A 23,409-nucleotide genomic window follows, 5' to 3' on the forward strand; every position below is an offset into this window, starting at 1 on the left:
TGTAGATTATATTAAAAATGTTGCTTCCCATGAGGTTTACCCAACATGGCCTGAAGAATCCCTAAGAGCCAACATTTATGCCCAAATAACCTTTGCCCTTAACAGAGTTTATACAGAATGGTATGTAAGTAGAGGTTATTCATTTCAAATAACAAATTCTACAGCCTATGATCAATATTTTGTATATGGAGGAAATGTATTTGAGAATGTAAGTGAAATTGTAGATTCTATTTTTAATGAATATTTTTCTATAGTTAATAGTAATGCACCATATTTTACACAATACTGCAATGGTACAACAGCTAAATGTAATGGGCTATCTCAGTGGGGAACTGTAGACTTAGCAAATGGTGGTAGAAATGCTTTTGAAATATTACAGTATTATTATGGTAATGATAAAATACTAAAAAGAACTCCAATAATTGCTGGGTTAGTTGAATCATATCCTGGATCAGCAATAAGGAGAAATGATAGAAACTCCAATGTAACTATAATACAACAACAGTTAAATAGAATATCACAAAATTACCCTGCTATTCCTAAGTTAATTCCTGTAGATGGAATCTTTGGACCTAACACTGAAGCATCTGTTAAAGTATTTCAAAGAATATTTAATTTAGTTCAAGATGGAATAGTTGGAAGAGCAACCTGGTATAAATTATCGGCAATTTATACTGCTGTAAAAAGATTAGCTGAATTAGATCAAGAAGCAGAAGAAAATATGATTATTGAAGAGTTAGATGCAAGTTTTGATGGAGATTATCCATTAGGAGGATTAAAATATGGTTCTAAAGGAGGAAAAGTAAGGGAGCTACAAGTATATTTAAGCACCTTAGCAGAGGCTTATGGGTTTAAGAAAAATGCTATTACTGGCATTTTTGATTATCAAACTCTGGAAACCTTAATGGAATTTCAAAAGGCATTTAATTTGCCTACTTTAAAATCAGTTGATAGAAGGCTTTGGAATACTATATACTGTGCCTATGTAGATTTAGAAGAACTTTATTCAGTGGAGGATTTAACTAGATATCCAGGGTATGTTTTAAAGAAAAACTTCAGCAATAAAGATGTAAGAAGACTTAAAACAATGCTTAGAAAGATATCTTCATTATATAAAGAAATACCAGAAGTTAATGTTGATAGAGATTTTGATGGAAGAACACAAAATGCTGTGCTAAGATTTCAAAGAACCTTTGGATTAGTTCAAAATGGCGAGGTGGATATTAATACTTGGAGGAATATTGTATTTGTATATTTGGCATTAGACTCTGGTAGAGATATAAATACCTCAGATATTCTTTTCCCATTCCCATTTGAACTAAAACTTGGAGATAACAATGGATATGTTGCTGTTCTTAAAGAGTATATGAACGTTTTAGTTAAAAATGGATATAACATAAGAATTCTACCTGTAGACAACATATTTGACTTAGCGACGGAAAGGAATGTTAAGAATCTTCAAAAGGTATTTCACCTAAGGATAACTGGAGTTGTGGATAGAATAACCTGGGAAAAAATCGCATCAACCTATAACGATTTCTTCACTGGTAGAAGGTAAATTTATTGGAAACATAATATAAGTCCAATATTTTTATATTGATCTTAAAATTTATATAGCTATGGGAAAACAGCTAACTTCAACAAAAAGAGAGTAGGTAAATTTGTGTTTATGCAAATTTATCTACTCTCTCTTAATCTAAATTAAACTTTAAATCTTTCAATAGCTACCATTTATTTAAATACTTTCCTAGAGCCATTAAGCCTATAACTTATTTATTCATTAAAATAATCCAATATAATAACTTTTATGAATTTTTACTCAACACTTTACAATTATACCAAATAATATTATAATACCAAAAATAATCATTACTAGGTAAAACTTTGATTTGCATTATTGCTACAGCCAAAAGATTATTAGCCTCTACAGAAAATTGTGGTGATTAATTCAATGATCTAAAATTATAGATTTAGAATTTTAATTTTAAAATTATTTACACTAAAAAAATTTAACCATTTATATAAGAATAAAAAATATAAAAATTTATATTTCTGATTATTGATAGAAACACGTAACATATTTACGAATTAGTAGGTGTAATGGCCAATTACATTAGCAAGTATATGAATAAGGAGCATGAAAATGAAAATTACAGAACAAAACTTTATCTTACAATTAAAAAGTAGAAATGAAAAAGCTTTAGAATTTGTTATATCTGAATATGGATGGATTCTAAATACAGTTGTAAAAAAGCAATTATATCAACTGCCAAACTTACATGATGAATGTATGAATGATGTGTTGCTTGCTATATGGGAAAACATAGAAAGTTACGACAGAAATAGAAGCACCTTTAAAAATTGGATAGCTGGAATCACTAGATTCAAAGCCATTGATTGTAAAAGAAGATATCTTCGTTATCTAAAAGAAGAGCCTTTAGAATCTGTAGGTGAAGTTTCTGATTCTAAAATTAATATTAATGTTTTGGAACAAGAAATCTCTGAAGAAGTAGAAAAAATGTTATCCTATCTTAACGAAAAAGACAAGATGATCTTTAAACGATTATTTGTTGATGAGAGTACTGTGGAATCTGTAGCCACAGATATGGGTATAGAAAAAGCGGTGGTTTATAATCGCGTTTCTAGAGGAAAGAAGAAAATCAGAAAATGTTATTCTCAACTTAGAAAGGAGCAATTTTAATGAATGAAATATATTCTTTACTAAATGACGTAGAAACAGATATAGATTTTTTTAAAAAAGAGGACTTGACAGATATAGAAAAAAGAAAAATGAAACGGATGGTACGCAATAAATTCAAAAAGAAACTAAACTATAAGCGTATTATAAGTGTAGCATGTATAACATTTGCAATATTGTTATTTACAAATGCTATCTTGGGCAGTGAAATAAATGCTGCAGCCCAAAGTATTACTTCACTGATTAGTGATTTTCTAGGAATTAATAAAGTTGATGAAGAATTACTGGATTATACAACAGTAATCAATACTTCCCAATCAGATAAAGGATATACTATAACACTAAACAAGGTTATTATTGATAAAAATGAAATGATAGTAACTAGTACAATTAAATCAGACAAACCAATAGGTAATGTTCTATTTCCTTATGCAGATATGTATGTGAATGGAAACCATTTTTATCTTATTGGAGGTCAGGAAAGTAATCGATTGGATAATTATACTGTGGAATTAATAAGTACATGCGAGTTGTATAATACAGAAGATTTTAATGCAGAAATAGATACCAATACAAAACTTAATATTGAGATTATTTATAATAAAATACAAACATCAGGAACTTATAATGAAATTACAGGAGTCACGAATGAAACTTTTGTAGAAGGAAATTGGAGATTCAATTTTACTGCAGACGGAAAAGCTCTAGCTAAAGATACTTATCATTTTTCAATGGATGAAAGCTTCTCATTATCCTCTGAACAAGATGTACAAATAACAGAGTATACTAGCAATGATCTAGGTCAAAAAATATTTTTTAATGTTTCAGACGTATTAGGTAGCTATAACACCGACTATATTATGGAACTAAGAGGTAACGATGATCTTGGAAACGAAGTAAAATTTCATTTAAGAAGACTGCATGGTGAAAATGGTAAAGGTTGGTTCTGTAATAACAATGGAATCAGCACAGATGCTAAAAAGCTTACACTGACCCTATATGCTACGAAATGGCCATCAGAAGACTTTGCTCCAATTGGAGATGAATTTATCATAGAATTGGATAATATTAAAAAATAAAATTATTAGTTTATATATAGAAAATTATACAATTATGAAATGCCTCTACCAAAAACACCATAAAATCTTTTGATGGGGGTATTTTTATTTATGAAAAATCGCATAATTTCCTTCCTTGAATTATGCGATTTTTAACTTCTAATTATTTAATTGCAGTCCATATTTTGAGTATCTACGTTAATACTTGTGACTTTCTTTCTATATGGCAAATGCCTTATAGTTTTTAATTTATTACTTACTATTTTCAGAATAAAACTTTAAAGCTTCCCCCATAAATTTAGATGCTCCACTTCCATATTGTTTATCAATGGCTTTTATCCATGTGGAATTTGATAAATAAAGCTCTGCTGTATAACCCCAATGATTCTCTCCCTCATCTACTTTGTAAAATCCTTGACTTTTTTTAGTTGCATCTGATATTTCTTCAACAATTTGTTGAACCTCTTTTGAATAAGGATCTTTACTTAAGTCCGATGTAAGCCTTTTATATAACTCTTCTAATCTAGGCTGCCTATCTCCCAAATAATTTTTTAGAGCTTCTCCGATAAATTTAGATGCACCATTTCCATATTTCTTATTCACTTTTTCTATCCACTTAGGATATACCAAATAAATTTTCACCATATAGTACCAATGATCATCACCATTATCCATTTTGAAAATTTCATAATCTTTTTTAGCTATATTTGTTATTTCTTCAGCAATTTCTTGAATCTCCCTTGAAGAAGTATCTTTACTTAAGTCAGATGTAAGCCTCTTAAATAGTTCTTTTAATTTAGGCTTCTTATCTTCCAAACAATCTTTTTTAAACTCATCATATTGTTCTGCTAAAGTAAACGTAGCACTATTGTTAAGATTTTTCTTTAAAGCCTTAGCATATTTCTCAATACTTCCATATTTCTTTATAGCCATTTTAGCAATTTCATCTTCCTTAGATTTACATTTTTCAATATGGTCATTATATTTATCTACACTACCATAAATTTTAATTACCTTATCCTCGTGTTCTGTTTTAAATTCTTCTAATACATTAAAATATTCACTCATATCAAATTCTTTAAAATTCATTGTGTTTTCTCCTTTTAAGGTTTTATTTATAAGCTCTATTAAGCCATTCAATCTTTTGCGTTTTAACATAAGCAGCTTTTTCTGATTTTTTAGTGCTTGTATTTTATCAAAATATGGACTCAACATTATCTCTTTAACATCTTTTAAAGGTATATCAAGCTCTTTGAAAAATAAAATTTGCTGCAAAGTTTTAAGGGCTTCATCATCATAAAGTCTATATCCTGCCTCTGTAATTTCACTTGGTCTTAATAATCCTATTTCATCATAGTAATGTAGTGCACGCACACTTATTCCTGTCAAATCCGAAACTTGTTTTACTGTTCTCATTGCTACACCTCAAAATTTGATTTTACAGCTATCAATATTATCTAATACTCAGCCGGCTATGAGTTTTGGTTAATATATTCAAGCTATATTTTTATATTACACTATAACGTGGTGTTAGGGTCAACGCTTTACAAAAGAATTTACAGACTCTTTAGTTTTCTTATTTTTCAAGTTTAAGCAAAAAAAGCTCATGAGAAAAGAGGCTGTGACAAAGTATTTTCATACTTTTGTCACAGCCTCTTCTACTTTATTTATGGCAAAGCTCACCACAACTATTTGAAGTGAGGTTTTAATTATATAATTAAATTTACTAAAATAAAAAGATTAAAATATAAATTAAAAATCAAAATTATCTGGATCAGGTCCTACTCTTAAATCTTGATTTAAGCTATCTATCCTATCAATATCAGACTTACTTAGATTAAAATCAAATATATCTATATTTTCAATTAACCTTCTCTCATTTGTAGATTTAGGAATAGTTACTACTTGACTTTGTAAATCCCAACGTAGCACTATCTGAGCTACTGTTTTATTGTACTTCTTAGCTATTTCTTTTAATACCTCATTTTCTAATAATCCATTACCGGCCATTAAAGGTGACCATGCTTCAACTTGAATATCATTTTCTTTGCAAAATTCTCTAACCTTTTTTTGACTTAAGTAGGGATGTAATTCTACTTGATTTATAACAGGTTTTATTTCAGCATCACCTAATAAATCTTGAAGATGATAAATTTGGAAATTACTTACTCCTATAGCTTTAACGCGCCCTTCTTTATATAGATATTCTAATGCTTTCCAAGCTTCTTTATATTTTCCTTCTACTGGCCAATGAATAAGGTATAAATCTAAGTAATCCACACCTAATCTATTTAAGCTTGCTTCATACGCTGCTATGGTTGATTCATATCCTAAATCAGCATTCCAAACCTTAGAAGTTATAAACAGATCTTCCCTTGAAATCCCTGCTTCCTTTATACCTTCTCTTATTCCTTCTCCCATAGCTTCTTCATTTCCATATATAGCTGCACCATCAATGCTTCTATATCCATTTTTTATTGCCGCTTTAACTGCATTTATTAATTCTGAACTATCCTCTACTCTGAATACCCCAAGTCCTAGTCTTGGCATTTCAATACCATTGTTTAAAGTAATTGTACTATTCATATTATCTATCATATTAATTCTTCTCCTTCTAACCCTTTAATTATTTTTATTAATATATTTATCTTATGAAATTCATAAAATTCTTTTCTTCTCTTTTTGGTGCTTCAATATTCTCTTTCCCAAATTCAACAAGTTTCATTAGCCAGGCCATATTCTTACCTAATACTCTCATTATTTGCATTCCCTCGCTATCTTGAAGAACCTCATTTTCTGTTCTACCATAAGCTACATTCCAATAATTTGATGTAGGCATTAACATTTCTGAATAATTAATATAATTATTCAATTGATCAAACACCGGAACTCCTCCTGATCTTCTAACTGCAACAACACTTGCTCCAACTTTATGTCTAAGCATACCGTCATTTACTGATGTTACAAGAAAAGCACGGTCTAAGAATGATTTCATGGTTCCTGCAATAGCAGAATAATGAACTGGAGATCCTAATATAATCCCATCAGCCTCTTTCATCTTTTCAATCCATTCATTAACCTCATCGTTATTAATGACACACTTTTCATTCTTATTTCTACTACATCCACCACAGGCTAAGCATCCACGTATTATCTTATTTCCAACGTGAATAATCTCTACCTCAATATTTTCTTTCTCTAATTCTTTTGCTACAATCTCTATTGATTTATATGTATTGCCATCCTTTTTAGGACTTCCATTAAAAGCAACTACCTTCATGTTACATCTCCTCGTCTTAATTTATTTTGTATTTGTTCACTACTTATGTTCTCATTATATAAATGCCTATAATACTTAACAAGTACGCACTTTTACGTTAGATGACTTACCTAAAGGTAGGATTTATTAAGATACCTTATTTATATAGGAAAATAAGATATTAAATATTAATATTTAACATTCTTTATTTACATTAAAAATTCTAGTATAATATCTTATGTAAAAACATTTGAAAGTAGGTAATTTAATGATTTCTTTCAACAACAAAACTTATGTTTGTTTATTAGATTTTGCAATGGATTTTATACGTGGTAAATGGAAGGCTCTTTTATTATGTAGTTTATATAATGAACCAAAAAGATTTTTAGAGCTTCAAAGAATTGTTAAAGGCATAAGCCAAAAAATTTTAAGTGAAAACTTAAAAGAATTAGAAAGTGATGGATTAATAGGTAAGGTAATATATGCTGAAATTCCACCTAAGGTTGAGTATCATCTAACTGATAAAGGGAAAGAAATTACTAAGATCATTAAAGAATTTGAAGCTTGGTCTATTAAATATTACCCCGATTTAGATGGCAGTTGTGAATAATATAATTAATGTTTCTTCTTCATGGAATTCTCTTTAAAACTTAAAACTCCTATGTAATCACATTATACATGGGAGTTTTTTTACTTTATATTATATCAAATTTTTATAAAAAATAAGCATGTACAGTTTTGTATTTCACAAGTCTGTCTACTCTCCCCTATATTTGAACCTCTAATGTAAAACTTATAATATTATATTTTCATATAATATTTTTAGGAAAAGAGTTTCCACCTATAAATTCAAACCATATCTACTGTAACTACCAATCTACTAATAGAATGTATATTCTATATCAGTACCATCAAAATATATTATATCTTCATTATCAAAATGCCACTTAGATTTTAATCTATTAGGTAATAATAAATCACCATTATTCTTATAATCTTCATATAGCGCAGACCATTTTCTATGTTCTAATCTTCCATGATTATAGATAAGAGCTCTATCATCAGTTGTAAATTCAATAAGCTCTCCACTGTCTAAGAATTTATAATTTCCACTTGCCTTTATGTTATCATATGCTATTGATACACCCACTGTATTTTTATCTATTTCTTTTATGTCTACATCTCCACTTAATAACTGTGACGGCATAAATATAATTTCGGAAAGCCAGGTCACTAAGGCTGCTTTATTCATTTCTTTCCCACGTTGATTGAATAGAGTAATATTTTTTGCTACTACTCCCTTCATCCCACCTTCACCATTAATGAATGAGTCCAAGCCTTGAAATGGTATGCCATAAAGTGATGAATCAATAAAAGCAAATCTAGCTGGAACATCTCCAAAAATATGCTCTGAATAATCTATTTTCAATGTTTTATTCATCTCTATATTTACAAAATCGGCATCCTTAAAATTAAAACTCACATGGTTACTACTAACTTTATTAACTAGCTTAGTATAGCTATAAAAATTCTGCATGGATTGTGGTAAATCCTCCAATGTATATTTAGTAGATTTTTTGTTTTCACTAATATTTTCTTCACTTTCAACTAAATAATCCTTAAAGTTTGTTTTTAATCTTGAATAAGGTACATTGAAATCAATAACTAATATAGATACTAATAATAAAATTACGCCTAAAATTAACCCCATTTTTCTCTTAACTCTCCTCTTCATTTTGTTTCTCCAATATCATAATATTTTTCTCTAATTGCTTTATTCCTTTAAATACACCTAATAACATTTCTTCATCAAAATCTGCAAACAAATTTTCAATATACTTTTCTTCGCTTTCCATTCTTTGTTCAAAATAGTCTGTACAGTACTTTGTTAATTCTAATCTTTGTATTCTACCATCCTCTTTATCCTTAACTATTACTAAGAAGCCTCTTCTTTCTAATATACTAGCCATCTTTTTAACATTCTGTCTTGAAGTCCCCATTCTTTCCGCAGTCATTGAAATTGTTGGAGCTTCATATTTAAAGCTAGCTATAATAGCAATTAAAAACCATTGCTTTGTAGATATATTAGAATCGAATTTATCTCCTAGTAGTTGTAATTTATTAGATAAAGCAAATATACCTCCATATATATAAGCTTCCATTTTCTTTTCCTCTTTTTTATCCACTATTCATCACACCCCATAAAAATTATATTCACCAATATTTATTGTAACTTAAAGGTAACTGGTTACATGTATAATTATACGTAACCAGTTACATTTATGTCAATACTTACAAAGAGATAATGTATACTTAATTTTATTATAATCTTTCTCTAATATCTTAAACCTATAAATATAATTGTTGTGACGCTTTATAATACTGTTGTTAATTATAATATATATTTTTCATTATTAATCCCCGCTATAAACAACCGTCTCATTCCCATATTATACCACATCTATTAACTACCTCAGTAATTCATATCATATTAAATAAATTTTTCCTTATTTAACCTATGGCTACATAAAAAATCAGCGTAATTATGAAATTATATTAATTTTTTATAATTAATGCTATAATTTGTATGTAAATAGTCTATAATTTATTAGATTATAGTTAAATACTATTGTATATAAAACATACAGGGGGATGAGTTTCGATGGATAATAAACAGGTTATGAGTCTGATAGGGAAATGTGGCTTTTATTGTAGTAGTTGTCCAGATTATATTCAAGGCAATTGTACTGGTTGCCGTACAGCACATAAAAAAGGAGATTGCTATACTTTTGATTGTGTGAATATACATAAAATAGAATTTTGTGGAACTTGCGATAAATTTCCATGCAATGAAATAATGAGAAGAGATAAGGCAACTGTTTTAGATACCAGATGGTTGCAATGGAAAGCAACAAAGAAAATCACTAAAAAATAGGCATGATGCGTTAACTTATATTTTTTTCAAACTCATTCTTCTCCATTTACAAAACAAATATTAAAGTTTAGTATAAATCTATTGCTATTTATTTTTCATGTTTTTATATGCTTAAACCTAACTTCAAAATTGGAAAATCCCTGAAACCCGCATGACCACAACAACTATTTTAATAGTTATATATTTATATATTTAAATAAGTTCATATTTAAATAAGTTCATATTTTTATATTTTAAAAGTTCCCTACATAAATTTTTTAAGGGAACCCTTAAAAAGAATTCCCTTAATTAAAACTTTAACAAATTTATAATCTTCTGATTGGGAAAAATAAATATAATTGTCCATTTTCTTCTGGGCAATTGTATTCAAATACAGCACCTACTAACTTAATATTATTATTGTCCATATAATTTAAAACATAAGAAAAGGCTGCTTCGTATTCATTATCAACTTTTATATAAAGGTATTCAAATGTAGGAACTGTCCACTTTATCCAAGTATCAGGTGCTTCAGCATCATCCATAACTTCTATCCCTGCTAAATATAATCCTTTTGTAAAATTCTCTTCCCAAGGGTGAAAGTTTCTTGAAAAATCACTCATCAATCCCCAAACGCCTAAAACATTTCCTTTTTCATCTTTCTTTGCTAGAAAATCAACTTCATCAAAGTGGTTATTGGCATCTTTCCATAGCTTACTTACAAAACCGCTTCCCTCTTTCGTTGAACCTTCTTTCCCTATTACTGAAAAAGAATTTTTAATACATTTTTCGATTTTAATATTCATTTGCTTCCCCCCATATAAATTAATTGAATTGCTCCCTACTTAGCCACTTCTTTTAATTGTCAATTTATTTAATTGTATACCATATAGTTGAAAAATTACAAGTATTTATATTTTGTCTTCTGTTTATCCCCACTAACCTGATAGAGGTAGTTTCTCCATATTTAAAAAGCTCTTATCAAATTCTTCAACTTCATCAGCTTTCAAATTCTCAAATACAGTAGCTTCACAGAACTTTCCATGTACACCAGAATACATAATTGTTCCTTATTCTACAATCTTCCCAAAGCAATGAAACTCTACACCTCTTGGAACAGTTATAGGCGCATATTTTTCATTAAGGGAAATAAGCTTAATTCCATCTCCACAAATAGAAATCTTTTTACAGTAGGAGTTATTTTCAAAGGCAAATACTCCAATTTCTCCATCCTCCAAAATGTCCTGTTTATGAATCCAAACTATTTGGCCATCTACAAAACGAGGCTCCATACTATCTCCTGAGATTCTAACTCCAAAGTCTGCTTCCATAGGAACATCACTACCTACTTCAATGATTTCACAGGAGTTGTCATCTAGATATTTACCAGTTCCTGCAGATACCGGTAAATCATAAAGAGGAAGCTTTCTCATATATATTACTTTTTCTTCTTTAACCTCATTACTATACATACCGCTGGCAATAAGGAGAGTTATGTATTCTTCTACCTTATTTTTACCCTCTTGATTTAGATTAGATAAAGGTGAGTCTACACTGCAATCCCCAAAGGTTCCTAGCACGTCACTAACCTTTAGTGCTTCACAAAGAGCTAAAAACTGATAAGCATTGGGAGTAGTATAATTAGTTTCCCACTTACTAACCTTTTGATTCGTCACATCTATACCTTTGTTTTTTATAAACTCAGCTACTTCATATTGGGATATACCTATAGCTTCCCTTGCAGCTGTTATTTTTTCTCCTAGGGTCTTTTTCATAGTAGACACTGTTGCCAAAACATTATAGAAATCTATAAAGCTTGTTTAATTCCCTGTTCAATGTGTCCGATTTTGCTATAAAGCTACTTTCGTTTGCTATAACACTCCGAGGGCTTAAATTCCCATACAACGCATGGTACATATTAGTAGTATCTTTTAAGTGATTAGCCTACTAATTCATATCTTGATAGATTGATACTTGCGTTATAATCCCTATCTATAACTAAGCCCCATTCTTCACAGATATATGTCCTTTCAGATAATGAAAGCTTTGGTTTTACATGACCACACTTACTACAAGTCTTTGATGATGGATACCATTTATAAGCTTCAATAAACTCAATTCCATTGAACTCACATTTGTATTGCATTTGCTTTTTAAACTCATATAAACATTGTTTTGAGATTGCTTTTGATAAATGCTTATTCTTCATCATGCCTTTAATATTAAGTATTTCCATAACAACTCTTGATGGCTTGGTTTTCACTATCTTATTCGTTACTTGGTGATTATAATTACTTCTTATATTTGCTAATTTTCTATAAAGTAATTTAATCTGCTTTTCGATTTTTATAATATTACTTGTTTTAACAAACTTACTCCCTTCTTTATTTTTTAGGTATTTGCGAGATACCCTACGTTGTAATCTACGTAGCCTTTTTTCAAGTTGCTTTACAACTCTTGTTTTATTAATATTTTTAAAAGTCATTCCATTGGAGCATATAGCTAAATCTTTTATGCCCAGATCAATTCCTATGCTTTCAGTAGTTAATACTACTATTGGGTTTTCTTTTTCTATACCAACTGCTATAAAGCAATACTTTCCGTCAAAACTTATTCTTGGATTAGTATATTTACAATTTATAGGTATTGAGTTTTTCTTTATAGTAACCCAACCTACTTTTTCAATTAATACTTAACTTTCTTTAACTTTGAGCTTTGATGTATCGTTATAGAAAGATGGTTTAGACTTTCTTCGACTCTTGAATCGTGGTTTATCAGCTAACCCTTTGAAAAACTTTTTATAAGCTTCACAACCATCTTTAACAGCTTGTTTAGCCACATTGTTAGATACTTCATTAAGCCAATTAAGTTCTGTTTTCTTTAAGATAGTCAATTCTTTTCTTAAATCATTATCAGATATGAATTTACCACCATTTTTACTCGTGCCCTTTAGGGTATAGTTTTCTTCTTGTCTTGCTAAAGTCCAATTATAAATAAATCTTGCAGTACCAACTGATTGCCATAATTTCTGTTCATGCTCTTTAGTTGGATACAATCTAACTTTCTTCCCCAGTATCACTCTCTAACAACTCCTTAATCATTTTTTTAGCTTTATTGGCTCTCTTACCTTGAAGTCTACAACTAAAAACTGATTAAGTTGCTCTTGTGAATAGTATCTATACCCTATTGGAGCAACATGATGTGGTTTTAATATGTCTTTTTTATCCCACTCCCTTAATATTTGAGAGTTTTTACCTATTAGTTTTGAAAACTTCCCGATAGAATAGTATTTCATATAATCACCTTGAATTTATTACAACATAAACATTATATAGAATCAAAAATATTATATAAACTTCTACAATGTTTTATTGACTGTTGCTATACCTCCTTATGTTAATTGTATATTAGTGGAATGATAATTACAATAGAAAAATATCATTATATGATACATAAAACCATTTACTTATCATATAATGATATATATAATGTTAATATATCATATATGGAGATGGTTTTATTTGGAACGAGTAATTTTACATTCAGATATTAATTCTTGTTATGCAAGTATTGAACTTTTGCATCATCCCGAGCTAAAAGGAAAACCAGTGGCAGTTGGTGGAGATCCTGAAGCTCGTCATGGAATTGTCCTTGCTAAGGATGAAATAGCTAAAAAATTTGGAGTGAAAACAGGAATGCCTTTGTGGCAGGCAAAACAGCTATGTCCTGGAATCATATTTTTGCCACCAAGGATGGATCTTTATCTAAGATTTTCTAGAATGGCCCATGAAATATATGGGCAGTACACAGATATGCAGCAGGCTTTTGGAATAGACGAAAGCTGGCTAGATGTAACAGGGAGCTGTGGGCTTTTTGGCAATGGCTTTGAAATAGCAAAGCAAATTAGCAATAGAATGAAGGAAGAATTAGGTATTACAGTTAGTATAGGAGTTTCATGGAATAAGATATTTGCAAAGCTTGGCTCCGATTATAAAAAGCCTGATGCTATAACTGTAATTTCAAAGGAAAATTATAAGAACATAGCTTGGTCTTTACCGGCTTCAGACCTTTTATATGTTGGTAGAAGCACCAATGCAAAACTTAAAAGCATAAATATAAATACTATTGGAGATATAGCCAAAACCCATCCTGATTTTCTTAAAAGGCATCTAGGGAAAATGGGACTTATTCTACATTCTTTCGCCAATGGTTATGACACTTCAGAAGTACTAGTTGAAAATTATAGTGCTCCCATAAAGTCTATAGGTAATAGCACTACTACGCCTAGGGATTTAGTTTGTGATGAAGATGTATGGCTTATTATAATAGTTTTAGCTGAAAGTGTGACAAAACGACTTAGAGAAAATGGATTTAAATGTACCGTAGTTGAAATATCAGTTAGAGATACCAAGCTTTGCAGTTTTTCAAGGCAAAGAAAGCTTCTAACTCCTACCAATATAACCAAGGAAGTTGCCCAGGCAGCCTTTAAGCTATTTAAAGAAAGTTATAGCTTTAAAAATCCCGTAAGAAGTATTGGTGTAAGAGGTGCTGACCTTTTAATTGATACAATGCCAGTGCAGACAGATTTATTTATGGACAATGAAAAAAGACTTAAACTGGAAAAAATAGATGAGGCTTTAGACCAAATTAGAAGACGTTTTGGATATAAGAGTATTCAGAGAGCTATTATGTATACAGATAGAAATTTATCAAGAATTAATCCTTGTGAGGATCATACAGTACATCCTCATGGTTATTTTTAGGAGGTAATTATGTCAAAGATTTATGTGGATGTTTTAGCAGAGTTTACAAAGGAAGGTGTATTAAAACCCAGAGAAATAATCTGGGAAGATGGCCGCCACTATGAAGTAGAAAAAATAATAGACACCAGACCAGCCGCTAGCTTAAAGGCTGGAGGAGCCGGAATTAGATACACTTGCAAAATTCAAGGCCGTGAAAAGTACGTATTTTACGAATCAAATTACAAATGGTTTGTAGAGGGAAAGTAGAATCGAGTAGGAGCTGAATAATTATTTTATCCAGCGACCTCTCACACCACCGTGCGTACCGTTCGGTACACGGCGGTTCAATTCGAATAGTTTTGGGTTTCATTTTGTTAAGCAAACTTACCCACAGACATATGCCTTATATGTAGTTTCTGTTCGTCAGACCAGAGTTTTGCCGCCGACTTCCTTCAGATTCCACGTCACCATGGACACCCTTGTCTTAAGCTATGCACTTGGCACTATTAACCCGTGCTAGGGACTTTCACCCATTAGATTACGCCCATGCTGGGCGCACTAAAATAACCTTTCATAACACAGAAATGTATTATGGAGGGTTTCATGGATAAATGTAAAATGCTCCCTACCTCAATCCCGCTATGATATTTTTTTATAAAAATTAAGGATAGACTAAAACTAACCTATTGACTTTTTAATAATAAGAAATAGACTCGACTCATCTACTTCTTCAATGCTATAATCACTACCAAATTCTTCACCAAACTTTTTAAGTTCATCTTCAGAAAATGTATTAGCAACAAATCCATCCTTACACACAATCATACCATCAAGAGTTTTTTCCAAATCAATTTCTCCAAGTAGCCCCTTCTTCGCCTGTTCATAGAACCAAGCTATACGATGATTCCAAAATTTAGGGCTGTATGTGCTAAAATAAGCCTTTCCTCCAGGAATAAGCACTTTCATACATTGTCTAATTAAATCCATAGGGTATCCTTTCATAGCTGATAAACCATTTTGCAAACATAATACCACATCAAATTCTTCACCAAATTTAAGGTTATGGGCATCCATAACTTCAATACTACATTTAGGGCTTTCTTTTATATAATTCCTACCAAGTTCTACAGAGTCCTTTGAAATATCAATACCTACAAGCTTTGATGCAAAAGGTGCCAGTTCCTTAATTATACGTCCATAGCCTGTTCCAACCTCTAAAACCTTCTCATTGCCCTGTAAGTTTTCACGCACAAATTTGATTTCTTCACCTAAATAACGCTTAATTCTTGGATATTTTGAATCATAAACCTTAAACAATTTTGTAGAATTTAAACTTTGTTCATAGTAATTAGACACAAATACACCTCCCAATTACTGTTTATATTATATAATTTTTTAATATTTCTCTTGGAGAATTAGTAAATTTATCACTTGCTCCCCAGTCAAATCTAAATAGTCCTTCACCACCACCGGCACCTATGCAGTGAACATGTGTAACATCATGAACATTATTTATGCATACTGTTAATGTAAGCCTGTTCCCTGCTCTATAGAAATGTTTTTCATAGACTATTACAATCATAGCATGAATATCATCAATATTTACAACATGATAATCTATCCTTTCACCTGTAATACTTCCATTTACTATTCCTTTATCTAATAATTCAGCTACTTCACTTAAGCTTAAATTAACATTAAAATTATCTCCAGCCATAATACTCATCTCCCATAAAATATTTAATTAATTCAATTTGTATTTTCTCTACTATATGTTTATGAAAAACTACTACCCTTAAATTCCTATTTATCTAATAGGTTATAGTTATTTTACACTTCTATTATAACATATTTTGTAATTAATCCTTGCTTAAAATATGGTATTTAAAGAGTTATACCTGGAAACATGAAGTTCTTTTCAACCTCATTATACCCAAAGGATTTATATAAATTTATAGCACGTTTATTAAGTTCCCATACTTCTAGCTTTGTTTTATTTAAATTTTTTGATAAGAAATAATTAAATATATACTTAACTATAATTTTTGATATTCCTTTGCCACGTGCTTCTGATAAAACATATAAAGTTTCAATATAGCCGTAACCATCCTTTTCAAAGATTGTACAACCACCTTGTATAATTCCATCAACTAAAAAATATAGATTTTTAAAATGCTTTGCCTTACTTTGTTCTAAAAGTGCATCTACATCTAAGGGTGATATAAAGATTTCATTATATATTGCACTATACTCCATAAGCTCCTTCTGAGAACTTAAATTTATCTCAGTTACTTCCACTTTAGTGAATGTATATTTAGGATTCTCTTCAATATCTGCTTCCATAATGATACTGTAGTTTTCATCAAAACCATTTTTAATATAAAAATCAAGCTTCTCATTGTTATATTCAAATCCAGAATATATTCTTGCTTTTAAGTCTGGTCTTTCCTTATGAAGCTCTTTAGCCCTTAGGAATACCTTATCAAATAATTTTTGTTTAACTTCATCTTTTAAAAGCTTGTCCATATTAGATTCTATATCAATATCTATAAAGATAAGGTATGGTGTTTCATTGACTTGGTGATAATTTATATTAGGATATGTATAAGCACTTCCCAAATAGCTTCCATCATCACTAAAGGCTAAAAAAATATTTTCTTTACTATTACCATACTGATCTTCCTTTGGATTTTTTATTTCAATACTCATTTTATCCCCCATTTTATTTTCTTTTTACTGGAATCCATAACTCACAACTATAATTAATATATTGATTATCATCCCAAAAATACTTTTCTATACATGGTCCTTCTATTTGTTCAAATCCTGATGATGGAAACCATTCTGAATATATTAGCCTCCATAAGTCTGCTATGGCAAGGGTATTCAAGTTATCCCCCCTACCATCAAAAACAGCCCATGTACATGAAGGTATGTTTACTATTTTATATTCATTAGGTATATCTTTATCCGGAACTTTCCACCCCATCATATATCTTCTACTTCCATCTTCTTTAAAATCATAATGAATTCCATAAAGCATATTCATTTTAGAATATCCTAAAAATTCATTAATCTTAAGATGGGTTCCATCCTCCCAAATTTTATCACAAAATTCTGGTATTTCTTTATACAATGCATTATCTATTAATGTGGTTAAAAAATCCACTCCAAAAAATTTAAATTCATCTTGTTTAACTATTCTATAATTAATTTCGCATTCCCCTTTAATTGATATTTGAAATGAGAGTTTTGGAAATGATTTAAGTCTTGAATTGCCCTTTTTTATCGTAGAGGGTGTTGAACCATGAAGTCTTTGAAAAGCTTTAGTAAACGCATCTGGACTTTCATAACCATATTTAGCAGCTACATCAATAATCTTTACATCTTTAGAAGATAACTCTTCACCAGCAAGTGTTAGCCTACGATTTCTAATATATTCTGTTAAAGTAACCCCAGTTAATGCATGAAACATTCTTTGAAAATGGTAACGTGATGTAAATGCAACCTTCGCTATTTCATCAATACTTATATTCGAACCTAAATTATCTTCAATATATTCAATTGCATTATTAATATCCTTAATTATTTCCAAAATTCTAACCTCCATTAAAGTATATAGTAACAAAGGATTTTATTCCCGTCTTACTGTGCTTTGTTTTGTCCATACTAATTTGATTATATTAATTTACTAATTACCCTATATTCTGTTAGTTCTTTGCCAAAGATAAAAAAATCATTAAATTTAACTTCTTATTTATATTTTAAATACAACTTAATTTTTCACATATTATCAAATTTTTACTTAATTCTTATTATACATTACTTTAAAATTGAATTGAATGGTTTCTTGAGTTTCATGTGGCAAGTCTATAATCAGTTTTTTTTCACCCATTGGAAAACAATAGTAAACTCATGTTATAATTAATTTGAAATTGTAATTTAATATGAATCAACTTTATTTTGAATAAATAGCAGAACAAAGGCTTTTCTAAAACATATTCTTAATCTAAATTACATTATGATAGGAGTGAATTATATTGGAAAATAAAATAAAAGTGCATTTCATGGGTATATGCGGAAGTGGTGCTGCACCTATAGCAATTATTGCAAAGAACATGGGGTTTGATGTTTCAGGATGTGACTTGAATATATCAGGATATTATAAAGATACTCTTTTACAAAATAATATAGATATTTTAAAAGGTCATGATTCAAGCCATATACAGGATATTGATATCTTAGCTATATCACCTGCCATTTTAGATATTTCACCGGATCATCCAGAAATACTTGAAGCTAAAAGAAGAGGAATTTTAATGACATGGCAGGAGTTTTCAGCTAAATATGTGCAAAATGAAAAGTTTGTTGTTTCCATTGCAGGTACCCATGGTAAATCTACAACTACAATTTTAATGGGACTTGTTTTGGAAAATGGTGGTCTAGATCCAATCGTTGAAGCCGGAACAACTTTTAAGAATTGGGGTGGTGGATACAGGTTAGGAAAGTCAGATTACTTTGTATGTGAAGCTGATGAATTCAATAATAATTTTTTAAATTATAGTCCTTCAATAGCTGTAATAAACAATGTGGAAATGGATCATCCAGAGTTTTTCAAGGATATAAATCATGTTAAGGATTCTTTTAAAAACTTTATAAAAAGGCTTAAAGATTCAAAAATTTTAGTTGTTAATGAAGATAGTACAGCTATTAGAGAAATATTATGTGAGTTAAGACATTGGCTAAATGAAGAAGGAGTAAAAGTTATTGGATATTATATAGATAATAAGCTTGAATTCCCTTTTTACATGGAGTATAAAGCAGAATTGACTTCAAACACCCCTGAATATTCCTCCTTTAAAGTAGTAAATGGAGATAAAAAATATAATTTTAACCTTGGACTTATCGGTAAGCATAACGTTAAAAACTCTTTAGGTGTGTTAATTACTGCCTTAGAGTTAGGTGTTGATATAGATGCAATAAAGAATTCCCTTAAAAATTTTAATGGAATAGGAAGAAGACTAGAATTAGTAGCAGATATTGATGATATTAAAATTTTTGATGACTTTGCTCATCATCCTACAGCAATAGCAACTACCTTAGATTCAATTAAACTTAGTTATCCAGGAAAAAAGGTTTTCGCTGTCTTTGAACCACATCAACTTTCAAGAACAAAGCTGTTTTTTAATGAGTTTGCTACAGCATTAAAGAAGGCAGATAGAGTTATTATTACCGAACCCTTCTTAGGACGAGAAGCAAATAAAAACATAGAGCCAGTTAATTTAGATATGCTATGTAATGAAATAGATATAAATAAAGCTGAGTATATAAAAAACTCTGATAAAATATGTAGTAAGCTCCTTAATGAAGCTAAAAGTGGAGACATAATTATAGTTTTTGGAGCAGGTGAATCTTATAAATTATCTAGAAAAATTATCAATGTATTAAAAGAATAAAAAAATAAGGTGTGTGATAAGTTATGAAATTCAACATAATTTATTACACACTCTATTTGTTTTAATTACAACTCGCCTTACACGTATTCACTGAGTAAGTTCTGCTATCCAAATATAAAATTTGGGGCATCACCTAAATGTAACTCGATTCACATGCGTTGATGTATAAATATAGTAGTTATTCCTTTTATAACACTTTCTTAGGGTTCTTAGCTATAAACATTCCGCTAGATTTAGATATATCAATACTTCCTTCTCTTAAAATTATATCTTCCAGATACCTGTAAAAATCCTGTATTTTGCTCTCCGTCATTATATCCTGTATGTTTACATGTCCCTCTAAGGATAGAACATAATCCGCTAAAGGCTTTGCCTCTGTTATATGAAGGGAATCTTCATACACTAAAGTTTCAACAGAATCAAAATGCTTTGATAACTGCTCTGCTCCATTTTCTATACCAAATTCCTTTGCAACTGAAAAGGATGAATAATCAAGTTGAGAATCAAAACCTTTCACTAAATCTTTTAGTCCCTTCATATTATAAAGACTATTGGTAGTAGCATAAAAGGTTCCATCTGCTTTAAGTATACGTGCAATTTCACTGATTGCTAAATCTCTATTTTGAACATGGTAAAGCATATGATTAGCAATGGCACAATCAAATGATCTATCTTCATATTCAATATTTTGTATATCACTAACAGAATAATCAAATACTTCATCAATTCCTAAAAGGTTATCTTTTGCTGATCTCAACATACCTTCAGACAAATCTGTAAGAATTACCTGGATATCCTTTGGTATCCTATTTCTATTATTAGCCCATGTGCTTCCATTCCCACATCCAAATTCAATAACTCTATCATTAGGCTTAAACTTATATTGATCAAATACCCAATTAAACCATCCATACTTATTTGTACTAAAATCATCATGTAAAGCTTGTCTAGTATTTAAATTCTTATCTGAATTATACTGTACTCTAACTATATCTCTGTCATTTGCTCTAGACATATAACCACTCCATTCTTATTATTCAATACTAAAATATTTCCTCTAAATATCCTATTCTTAATATATAACTTATTTAGTAAAATCCTGTTTTAGTTTTTCTGCTACTAATAAAACTTCTTCTAAATTATTTTCTGTTTTAAGATTTTCTTTAATATAGCTTATTATTTCTCTTATATTACTTAAAGAATTACCAAACTTATCATTCATCCATTGATACCTTGGCAATAACCATAAATGTAAGTGACCTGATCGTTCTTCTTGAATAATAGTAACCTCATTAATATCACATATATTTTTCATTGCAACTCTTGCTTTGTAAGCTAACTCAAAAAGTTCTGTAGACTCCTCTAAGGTTAGCTCCGCAATGGATCTTACGTGCTTTTTAGATGCTGCGATTAAAAATCCACTAAGTGGAACATCTGGATCTTGATGAAGAACAAAGTTCTTTGTATCATATATTATTCCACCTGGTGGCACCATATCATTCTTTCCAATGGAACATCCCATACATTGATCTGGCCACTGATTATTCATAAAATCTTTAAACCCCATTTTGAACCTCCATAACTCCTGATAATGTAAATAATAATGTTTCTCTATCAACCTTCTATATGGAAACATAACCTTATTATACCAGATATATTCTAGGTATGCTTATTATTTTCATATCATCTGTATTTACTTTACCCAATAAACCCTTTAATTAAGATGAAAAAAATATTATACTTAAGTGAGTGTTCAAATCTTTGGTTTTACTTACATGGACTTATTTATCCTAAAGGACAACGAGTCCTAAGTATCGAAAATACTGATACTAAGAACTCTGTTTATTGGAATGAATATAGTGATGCCTTTCTGTATAGTTAATAATACCTACAAATAGAAAAATACTAGATTGAGGAGTTTATATATGAGAAAAAAAGATATACTTGAGTTAAAAAGACGGTTGAAAAAAGATCATTGTACCTTCACTAAGTTGTGTGGTTGCTATGTTAATGGAGAAAAAAATATCATTTTAAAGTTTAGAGAATCTTTTCTAAATTTAGATGAGGATGAATACTTTAAGTACTTAGAAATTGCTAAAAAAGTACTGTCTGGAACTATTGGAAATAATATTTTAGAACTTACCTTTCCAATTAATGAAGACTATGTGAATGAAAGACAAATTTCTCTTATGCAGCTTAAAAAAAGCCAATTAAAAGATGATGACCTCCTTGATAATTTTTATAATTTAATTATTGATAATTATGATTTTACCGGTAATTTTATAATACTTATTTTTCATGACGCTTATGATATTATTACTAAAACCACTGATAATGCAAAGTTAGATGAATCTGAAGAAGTATATGAATATGTGTTATGTGCAATATGCCCTGTTTCACTTTCTGAGCCTGGTCTTAGATACTTTGAAGAAGAAAATAAAATAAAAGCACGTATTAGAGATTGGGTAGTTGATGCTCCAACTAATGGCTTTATGTTTCCTGCTTTTATTGAGCGTAGTTCAGATGTCAACTCTATTATGTATTACACCAAAAATGCAAAGGATACCCATCCTGAATTAATGGAAAATGCCTTGGGTTGTTATTCAAAACAAACTGCTACCTTGCAAAAAGAAACATTTGAGTCAATTATTAAAGATTCTTTTAGTACTGAAGAAAAGAAGGCTGATAAAATTTTTATGGAAGTACAAGAAAATCTAAGTGCTATGGTAGAGGAATACAATGCTATATATGATGATGCAGATTGTGAACCTATAAGCTTAACAAAGAAGGATATACAAAACCTTTTAATAGAAAGTGGAGTTCCAGAAGAAATCACTTCTAAGATTGAAGAATCCTATGTAGAAAACTTTGGTGATGATCTTCCTTTAGCAGAAAATTTAATTGATTCAAAGGCACTTAAGGTAAATGCCCAAAGAAAGAAGGAAGAACACCTTCAAAAACAAGTAGAAATACTTCAAACTAAACTGGAGGAAGTTAAACAAGAAACTTCTGTAGATAGTGAAACGCTCCTGTCTACAGAAGTTAATGATGATAATGTGATTTTAGAAGAAACTTTAGAAACTAATTTAGAGAAAGCTTTGGATATAAATTCAGAAGATAATAAGGATGCTCCTGACTATGACGTTATACTTCAAGTAAAACCTGAAAAGATACCTCAAATAAAATCTCAAATAATTGATGGCCAAAAATGCATAGTTATTCCTATTAATGAGAATGAACAAACTGCAGTTAACGGCTTAGATCATTTGGTTTAAGGTATCT

At 29.9% G+C, this 23,409-nt stretch carries 23 protein-coding genes and 3 pseudogenes; 9 read left to right on the top strand and 17 right to left on the bottom strand.

What is annotated here, in order from left to right:
- From B3630_RS03490 to B3630_RS03500, 3 genes are all read left to right on the top strand, one after another.
- On the top strand, window positions 1-1,558 hold a 1,558-nt coding region (locus tag B3630_RS03490), incomplete at its 5' end, for a peptidoglycan-binding protein (RefSeq protein WP_346895555.1).
- Window positions 1,559-2,137: 579 nt separating this feature from the next.
- Window positions 2,138-2,701, top strand: a complete 564-nt coding sequence (locus B3630_RS03495) for a sigma-70 family RNA polymerase sigma factor (protein WP_346895557.1) — start codon at window positions 2,138-2,140, stop codon at window positions 2,699-2,701.
- An 89-nt stretch (window positions 2,702-2,790) separates the two neighbouring features.
- Window positions 2,791-3,777 carry a DUF4179 domain-containing protein gene (locus B3630_RS03500; RefSeq protein ID WP_346895559.1) on the top strand — a complete coding sequence of 329 codons (987 nt, stop codon included), beginning with the start codon at window positions 2,791-2,793 and terminating at the stop codon, window positions 3,775-3,777.
- A 231-nt stretch (window positions 3,778-4,008) separates the two neighbouring features.
- Here B3630_RS03500 and B3630_RS03505 read toward each other — a convergent pair whose 3' ends face one another.
- The 3 genes from B3630_RS03505 to B3630_RS03515 form a co-directional block, all read right to left on the bottom strand.
- Window positions 4,009-5,172 (bottom strand): MerR family transcriptional regulator, encoded by a 1,164-nt coding sequence (locus B3630_RS03505; RefSeq protein WP_346895561.1) that lies wholly within the window; start codon window positions 5,170-5,172, stop codon window positions 4,009-4,011.
- A 336-nt stretch (window positions 5,173-5,508) separates the two neighbouring features.
- Entirely contained in the window at window positions 5,509-6,354 is an 846-nt protein-coding gene (locus B3630_RS03510; protein ID WP_346895563.1) for an aldo/keto reductase, read from the bottom strand.
- Window positions 6,355-6,400: 46 nt separating this feature from the next.
- Complete coding sequence (locus B3630_RS03515) at window positions 6,401-7,036, bottom strand: flavodoxin family protein (RefSeq protein ID WP_346895565.1); 636 nt, start codon at window positions 7,034-7,036, stop codon at window positions 6,401-6,403.
- 247 nt (window positions 7,037-7,283) lie between these two features.
- Between B3630_RS03515 and B3630_RS03520 the strand changes: the two genes are divergently transcribed.
- A complete protein-coding gene (locus B3630_RS03520; RefSeq protein WP_035135739.1) occupies window positions 7,284-7,625 on the top strand; it encodes a winged helix-turn-helix transcriptional regulator in 342 nt (113 codons plus the stop codon).
- A gap of 270 nt (window positions 7,626-7,895) precedes the next feature.
- On the opposite strand, the gene B3630_RS03525 is transcribed toward B3630_RS03520, so the two are convergent.
- Together B3630_RS03525 and B3630_RS03530 are read right to left on the bottom strand one after the other, a co-directional pair.
- Window positions 7,896-8,750 (bottom strand): DUF6544 family protein, encoded by an 855-nt coding sequence (locus B3630_RS03525; RefSeq protein WP_346895567.1) that lies wholly within the window; start codon window positions 8,748-8,750, stop codon window positions 7,896-7,898.
- A complete protein-coding gene (locus tag B3630_RS03530; protein ID WP_346895569.1) occupies window positions 8,734-9,201 on the bottom strand; it encodes a MarR family transcriptional regulator in 468 nt (155 codons plus the stop codon). Before B3630_RS03530 ends, B3630_RS03525 begins: the two co-directional genes overlap by 17 nt.
- 476 nt (window positions 9,202-9,677) lie before the next feature.
- On the opposite strand from B3630_RS03530, the gene B3630_RS03535 reads away from it, so the two are divergent.
- Entirely contained in the window at window positions 9,678-9,950 is a 273-nt protein-coding gene (locus tag B3630_RS03535) for a DUF3795 domain-containing protein (protein WP_346895571.1), read from the top strand.
- A gap of 305 nt (window positions 9,951-10,255) precedes the next feature.
- Here the strand turns inward: B3630_RS03535 and B3630_RS03540 are convergent, their stop codons facing one another.
- The 6 genes and pseudogenes from B3630_RS03540 to B3630_RS03560 all read right to left on the bottom strand — a co-directional run.
- Window positions 10,256-10,735: a GyrI-like domain-containing protein gene (locus B3630_RS03540; RefSeq protein ID WP_346895573.1), complete on the bottom strand. Its 480-nt coding sequence runs from the start codon at window positions 10,733-10,735 to the stop codon at window positions 10,256-10,258.
- Between the two features lie 132 nt (window positions 10,736-10,867).
- Window positions 10,868-10,990 (bottom strand): hypothetical protein, encoded by a 123-nt coding sequence (locus B3630_RS03545; protein ID WP_346895575.1) that lies wholly within the window; start codon window positions 10,988-10,990, stop codon window positions 10,868-10,870.
- A gap of 9 nt (window positions 10,991-10,999) precedes the next feature.
- Window positions 11,000-11,704 (bottom strand): XRE family transcriptional regulator, encoded by a 705-nt coding sequence (locus B3630_RS03550; RefSeq protein ID WP_346895577.1) that lies wholly within the window; start codon window positions 11,702-11,704, stop codon window positions 11,000-11,002.
- Window positions 11,705-11,868: 164 nt separating this feature from the next.
- A pseudogene (locus tag B3630_RS03555) lies at window positions 11,869-13,008 on the bottom strand (RNA-guided endonuclease InsQ/TnpB family protein).
- Window positions 12,986-13,081 (bottom strand): annotated as a pseudogene (locus B3630_RS17485) (IS607 family transposase); the annotation flags it as partial. The pseudogenes B3630_RS17485 and B3630_RS03555, both read right to left, overlap by 23 nt.
- Window positions 13,051-13,224 (bottom strand): annotated as a pseudogene (locus B3630_RS03560) (MerR family transcriptional regulator); the annotation flags it as partial. The pseudogenes B3630_RS17485 and B3630_RS03560, both read right to left, overlap by 31 nt.
- A 193-nt stretch (window positions 13,225-13,417) precedes the next feature.
- Here B3630_RS03560 and B3630_RS03565 point away from each other — a divergent pair.
- Both B3630_RS03565 and B3630_RS03570 read left to right on the top strand, forming a co-directional pair.
- Window positions 13,418-14,692, top strand: a complete 1,275-nt coding sequence (locus B3630_RS03565; RefSeq protein WP_346895579.1) for a DNA polymerase thumb domain-containing protein — start codon at window positions 13,418-13,420, stop codon at window positions 14,690-14,692.
- A gap of 9 nt (window positions 14,693-14,701) precedes the next feature.
- Window positions 14,702-14,938 carry a hypothetical protein gene (locus B3630_RS03570; RefSeq protein ID WP_346895581.1) on the top strand — a complete coding sequence of 79 codons (237 nt, stop codon included), beginning with the start codon at window positions 14,702-14,704 and terminating at the stop codon, window positions 14,936-14,938.
- Window positions 14,939-15,349: 411 nt separating this feature from the next.
- Here B3630_RS03570 and B3630_RS03575 read toward each other — a convergent pair whose 3' ends face one another.
- The 4 genes from B3630_RS03575 to B3630_RS03590 all read right to left on the bottom strand — a co-directional run bounded on the left by B3630_RS03575 (window position 15,350) and on the right by B3630_RS03590 (window position 18,266).
- Window positions 15,350-16,027 (bottom strand): class I SAM-dependent methyltransferase, encoded by a 678-nt coding sequence (locus B3630_RS03575; RefSeq protein ID WP_346895583.1) that lies wholly within the window; start codon window positions 16,025-16,027, stop codon window positions 15,350-15,352.
- 22 nt (window positions 16,028-16,049) lie between these two features.
- Window positions 16,050-16,388 (bottom strand): DUF6054 family protein, encoded by a 339-nt coding sequence (locus B3630_RS03580; RefSeq protein WP_346895585.1) that lies wholly within the window; start codon window positions 16,386-16,388, stop codon window positions 16,050-16,052.
- Window positions 16,389-16,555: 167 nt separating this feature from the next.
- On the bottom strand, window positions 16,556-17,380 hold the full coding sequence (locus tag B3630_RS03585) for a GNAT family N-acetyltransferase (protein WP_346895587.1): 825 nt from the start codon (window positions 17,378-17,380) through the stop codon (window positions 16,556-16,558).
- A 13-nt stretch (window positions 17,381-17,393) separates the two neighbouring features.
- Window positions 17,394-18,266 (bottom strand): AraC family transcriptional regulator, encoded by an 873-nt coding sequence (locus B3630_RS03590; RefSeq protein WP_346895589.1) that lies wholly within the window; start codon window positions 18,264-18,266, stop codon window positions 17,394-17,396.
- A 445-nt stretch (window positions 18,267-18,711) separates the two neighbouring features.
- Here B3630_RS03590 and murC point away from each other — a divergent pair, with 445 nt between their 5' ends.
- The gene (murC, locus tag B3630_RS03595; RefSeq protein ID WP_346895591.1) at window positions 18,712-20,127 is read left to right on the top strand and encodes a UDP-N-acetylmuramate--L-alanine ligase; all 1,416 of its coding nucleotides are present in this window, start codon (window positions 18,712-18,714) and stop codon (window positions 20,125-20,127) included.
- A 187-nt stretch (window positions 20,128-20,314) separates the two neighbouring features.
- Here the strand turns inward: murC and B3630_RS03600 are convergent, their stop codons facing one another.
- Window positions 20,315-21,142 carry a class I SAM-dependent methyltransferase gene (locus B3630_RS03600; RefSeq protein WP_346895593.1) on the bottom strand — a complete coding sequence of 276 codons (828 nt, stop codon included), beginning with the start codon at window positions 21,140-21,142 and terminating at the stop codon, window positions 20,315-20,317.
- Window positions 21,143-21,211: 69 nt separating this feature from the next.
- Complete coding sequence (locus tag B3630_RS03605) at window positions 21,212-21,694, bottom strand: HIT family hydrolase (protein ID WP_346895595.1); 483 nt, start codon at window positions 21,692-21,694, stop codon at window positions 21,212-21,214.
- 358 nt (window positions 21,695-22,052) lie between these two features.
- On the opposite strand from B3630_RS03605, the gene B3630_RS03610 reads away from it, so the two are divergent.
- Window positions 22,053-23,402 carry a DUF4317 domain-containing protein gene (locus tag B3630_RS03610; RefSeq protein WP_346895597.1) on the top strand — a complete coding sequence of 450 codons (1,350 nt, stop codon included), beginning with the start codon at window positions 22,053-22,055 and terminating at the stop codon, window positions 23,400-23,402.
- The last annotated feature ends 7 nt before the right edge of the window (window positions 23,403-23,409 follow it).

It is taken from the genome of Clostridium sp. UBA7503, from assembly GCF_002477055.1.
GTDB classification, from domain to species: Bacteria; Bacillota; Clostridia; order Clostridiales; family Clostridiaceae; genus Clostridium_J; species Clostridium_J sulfidigenes.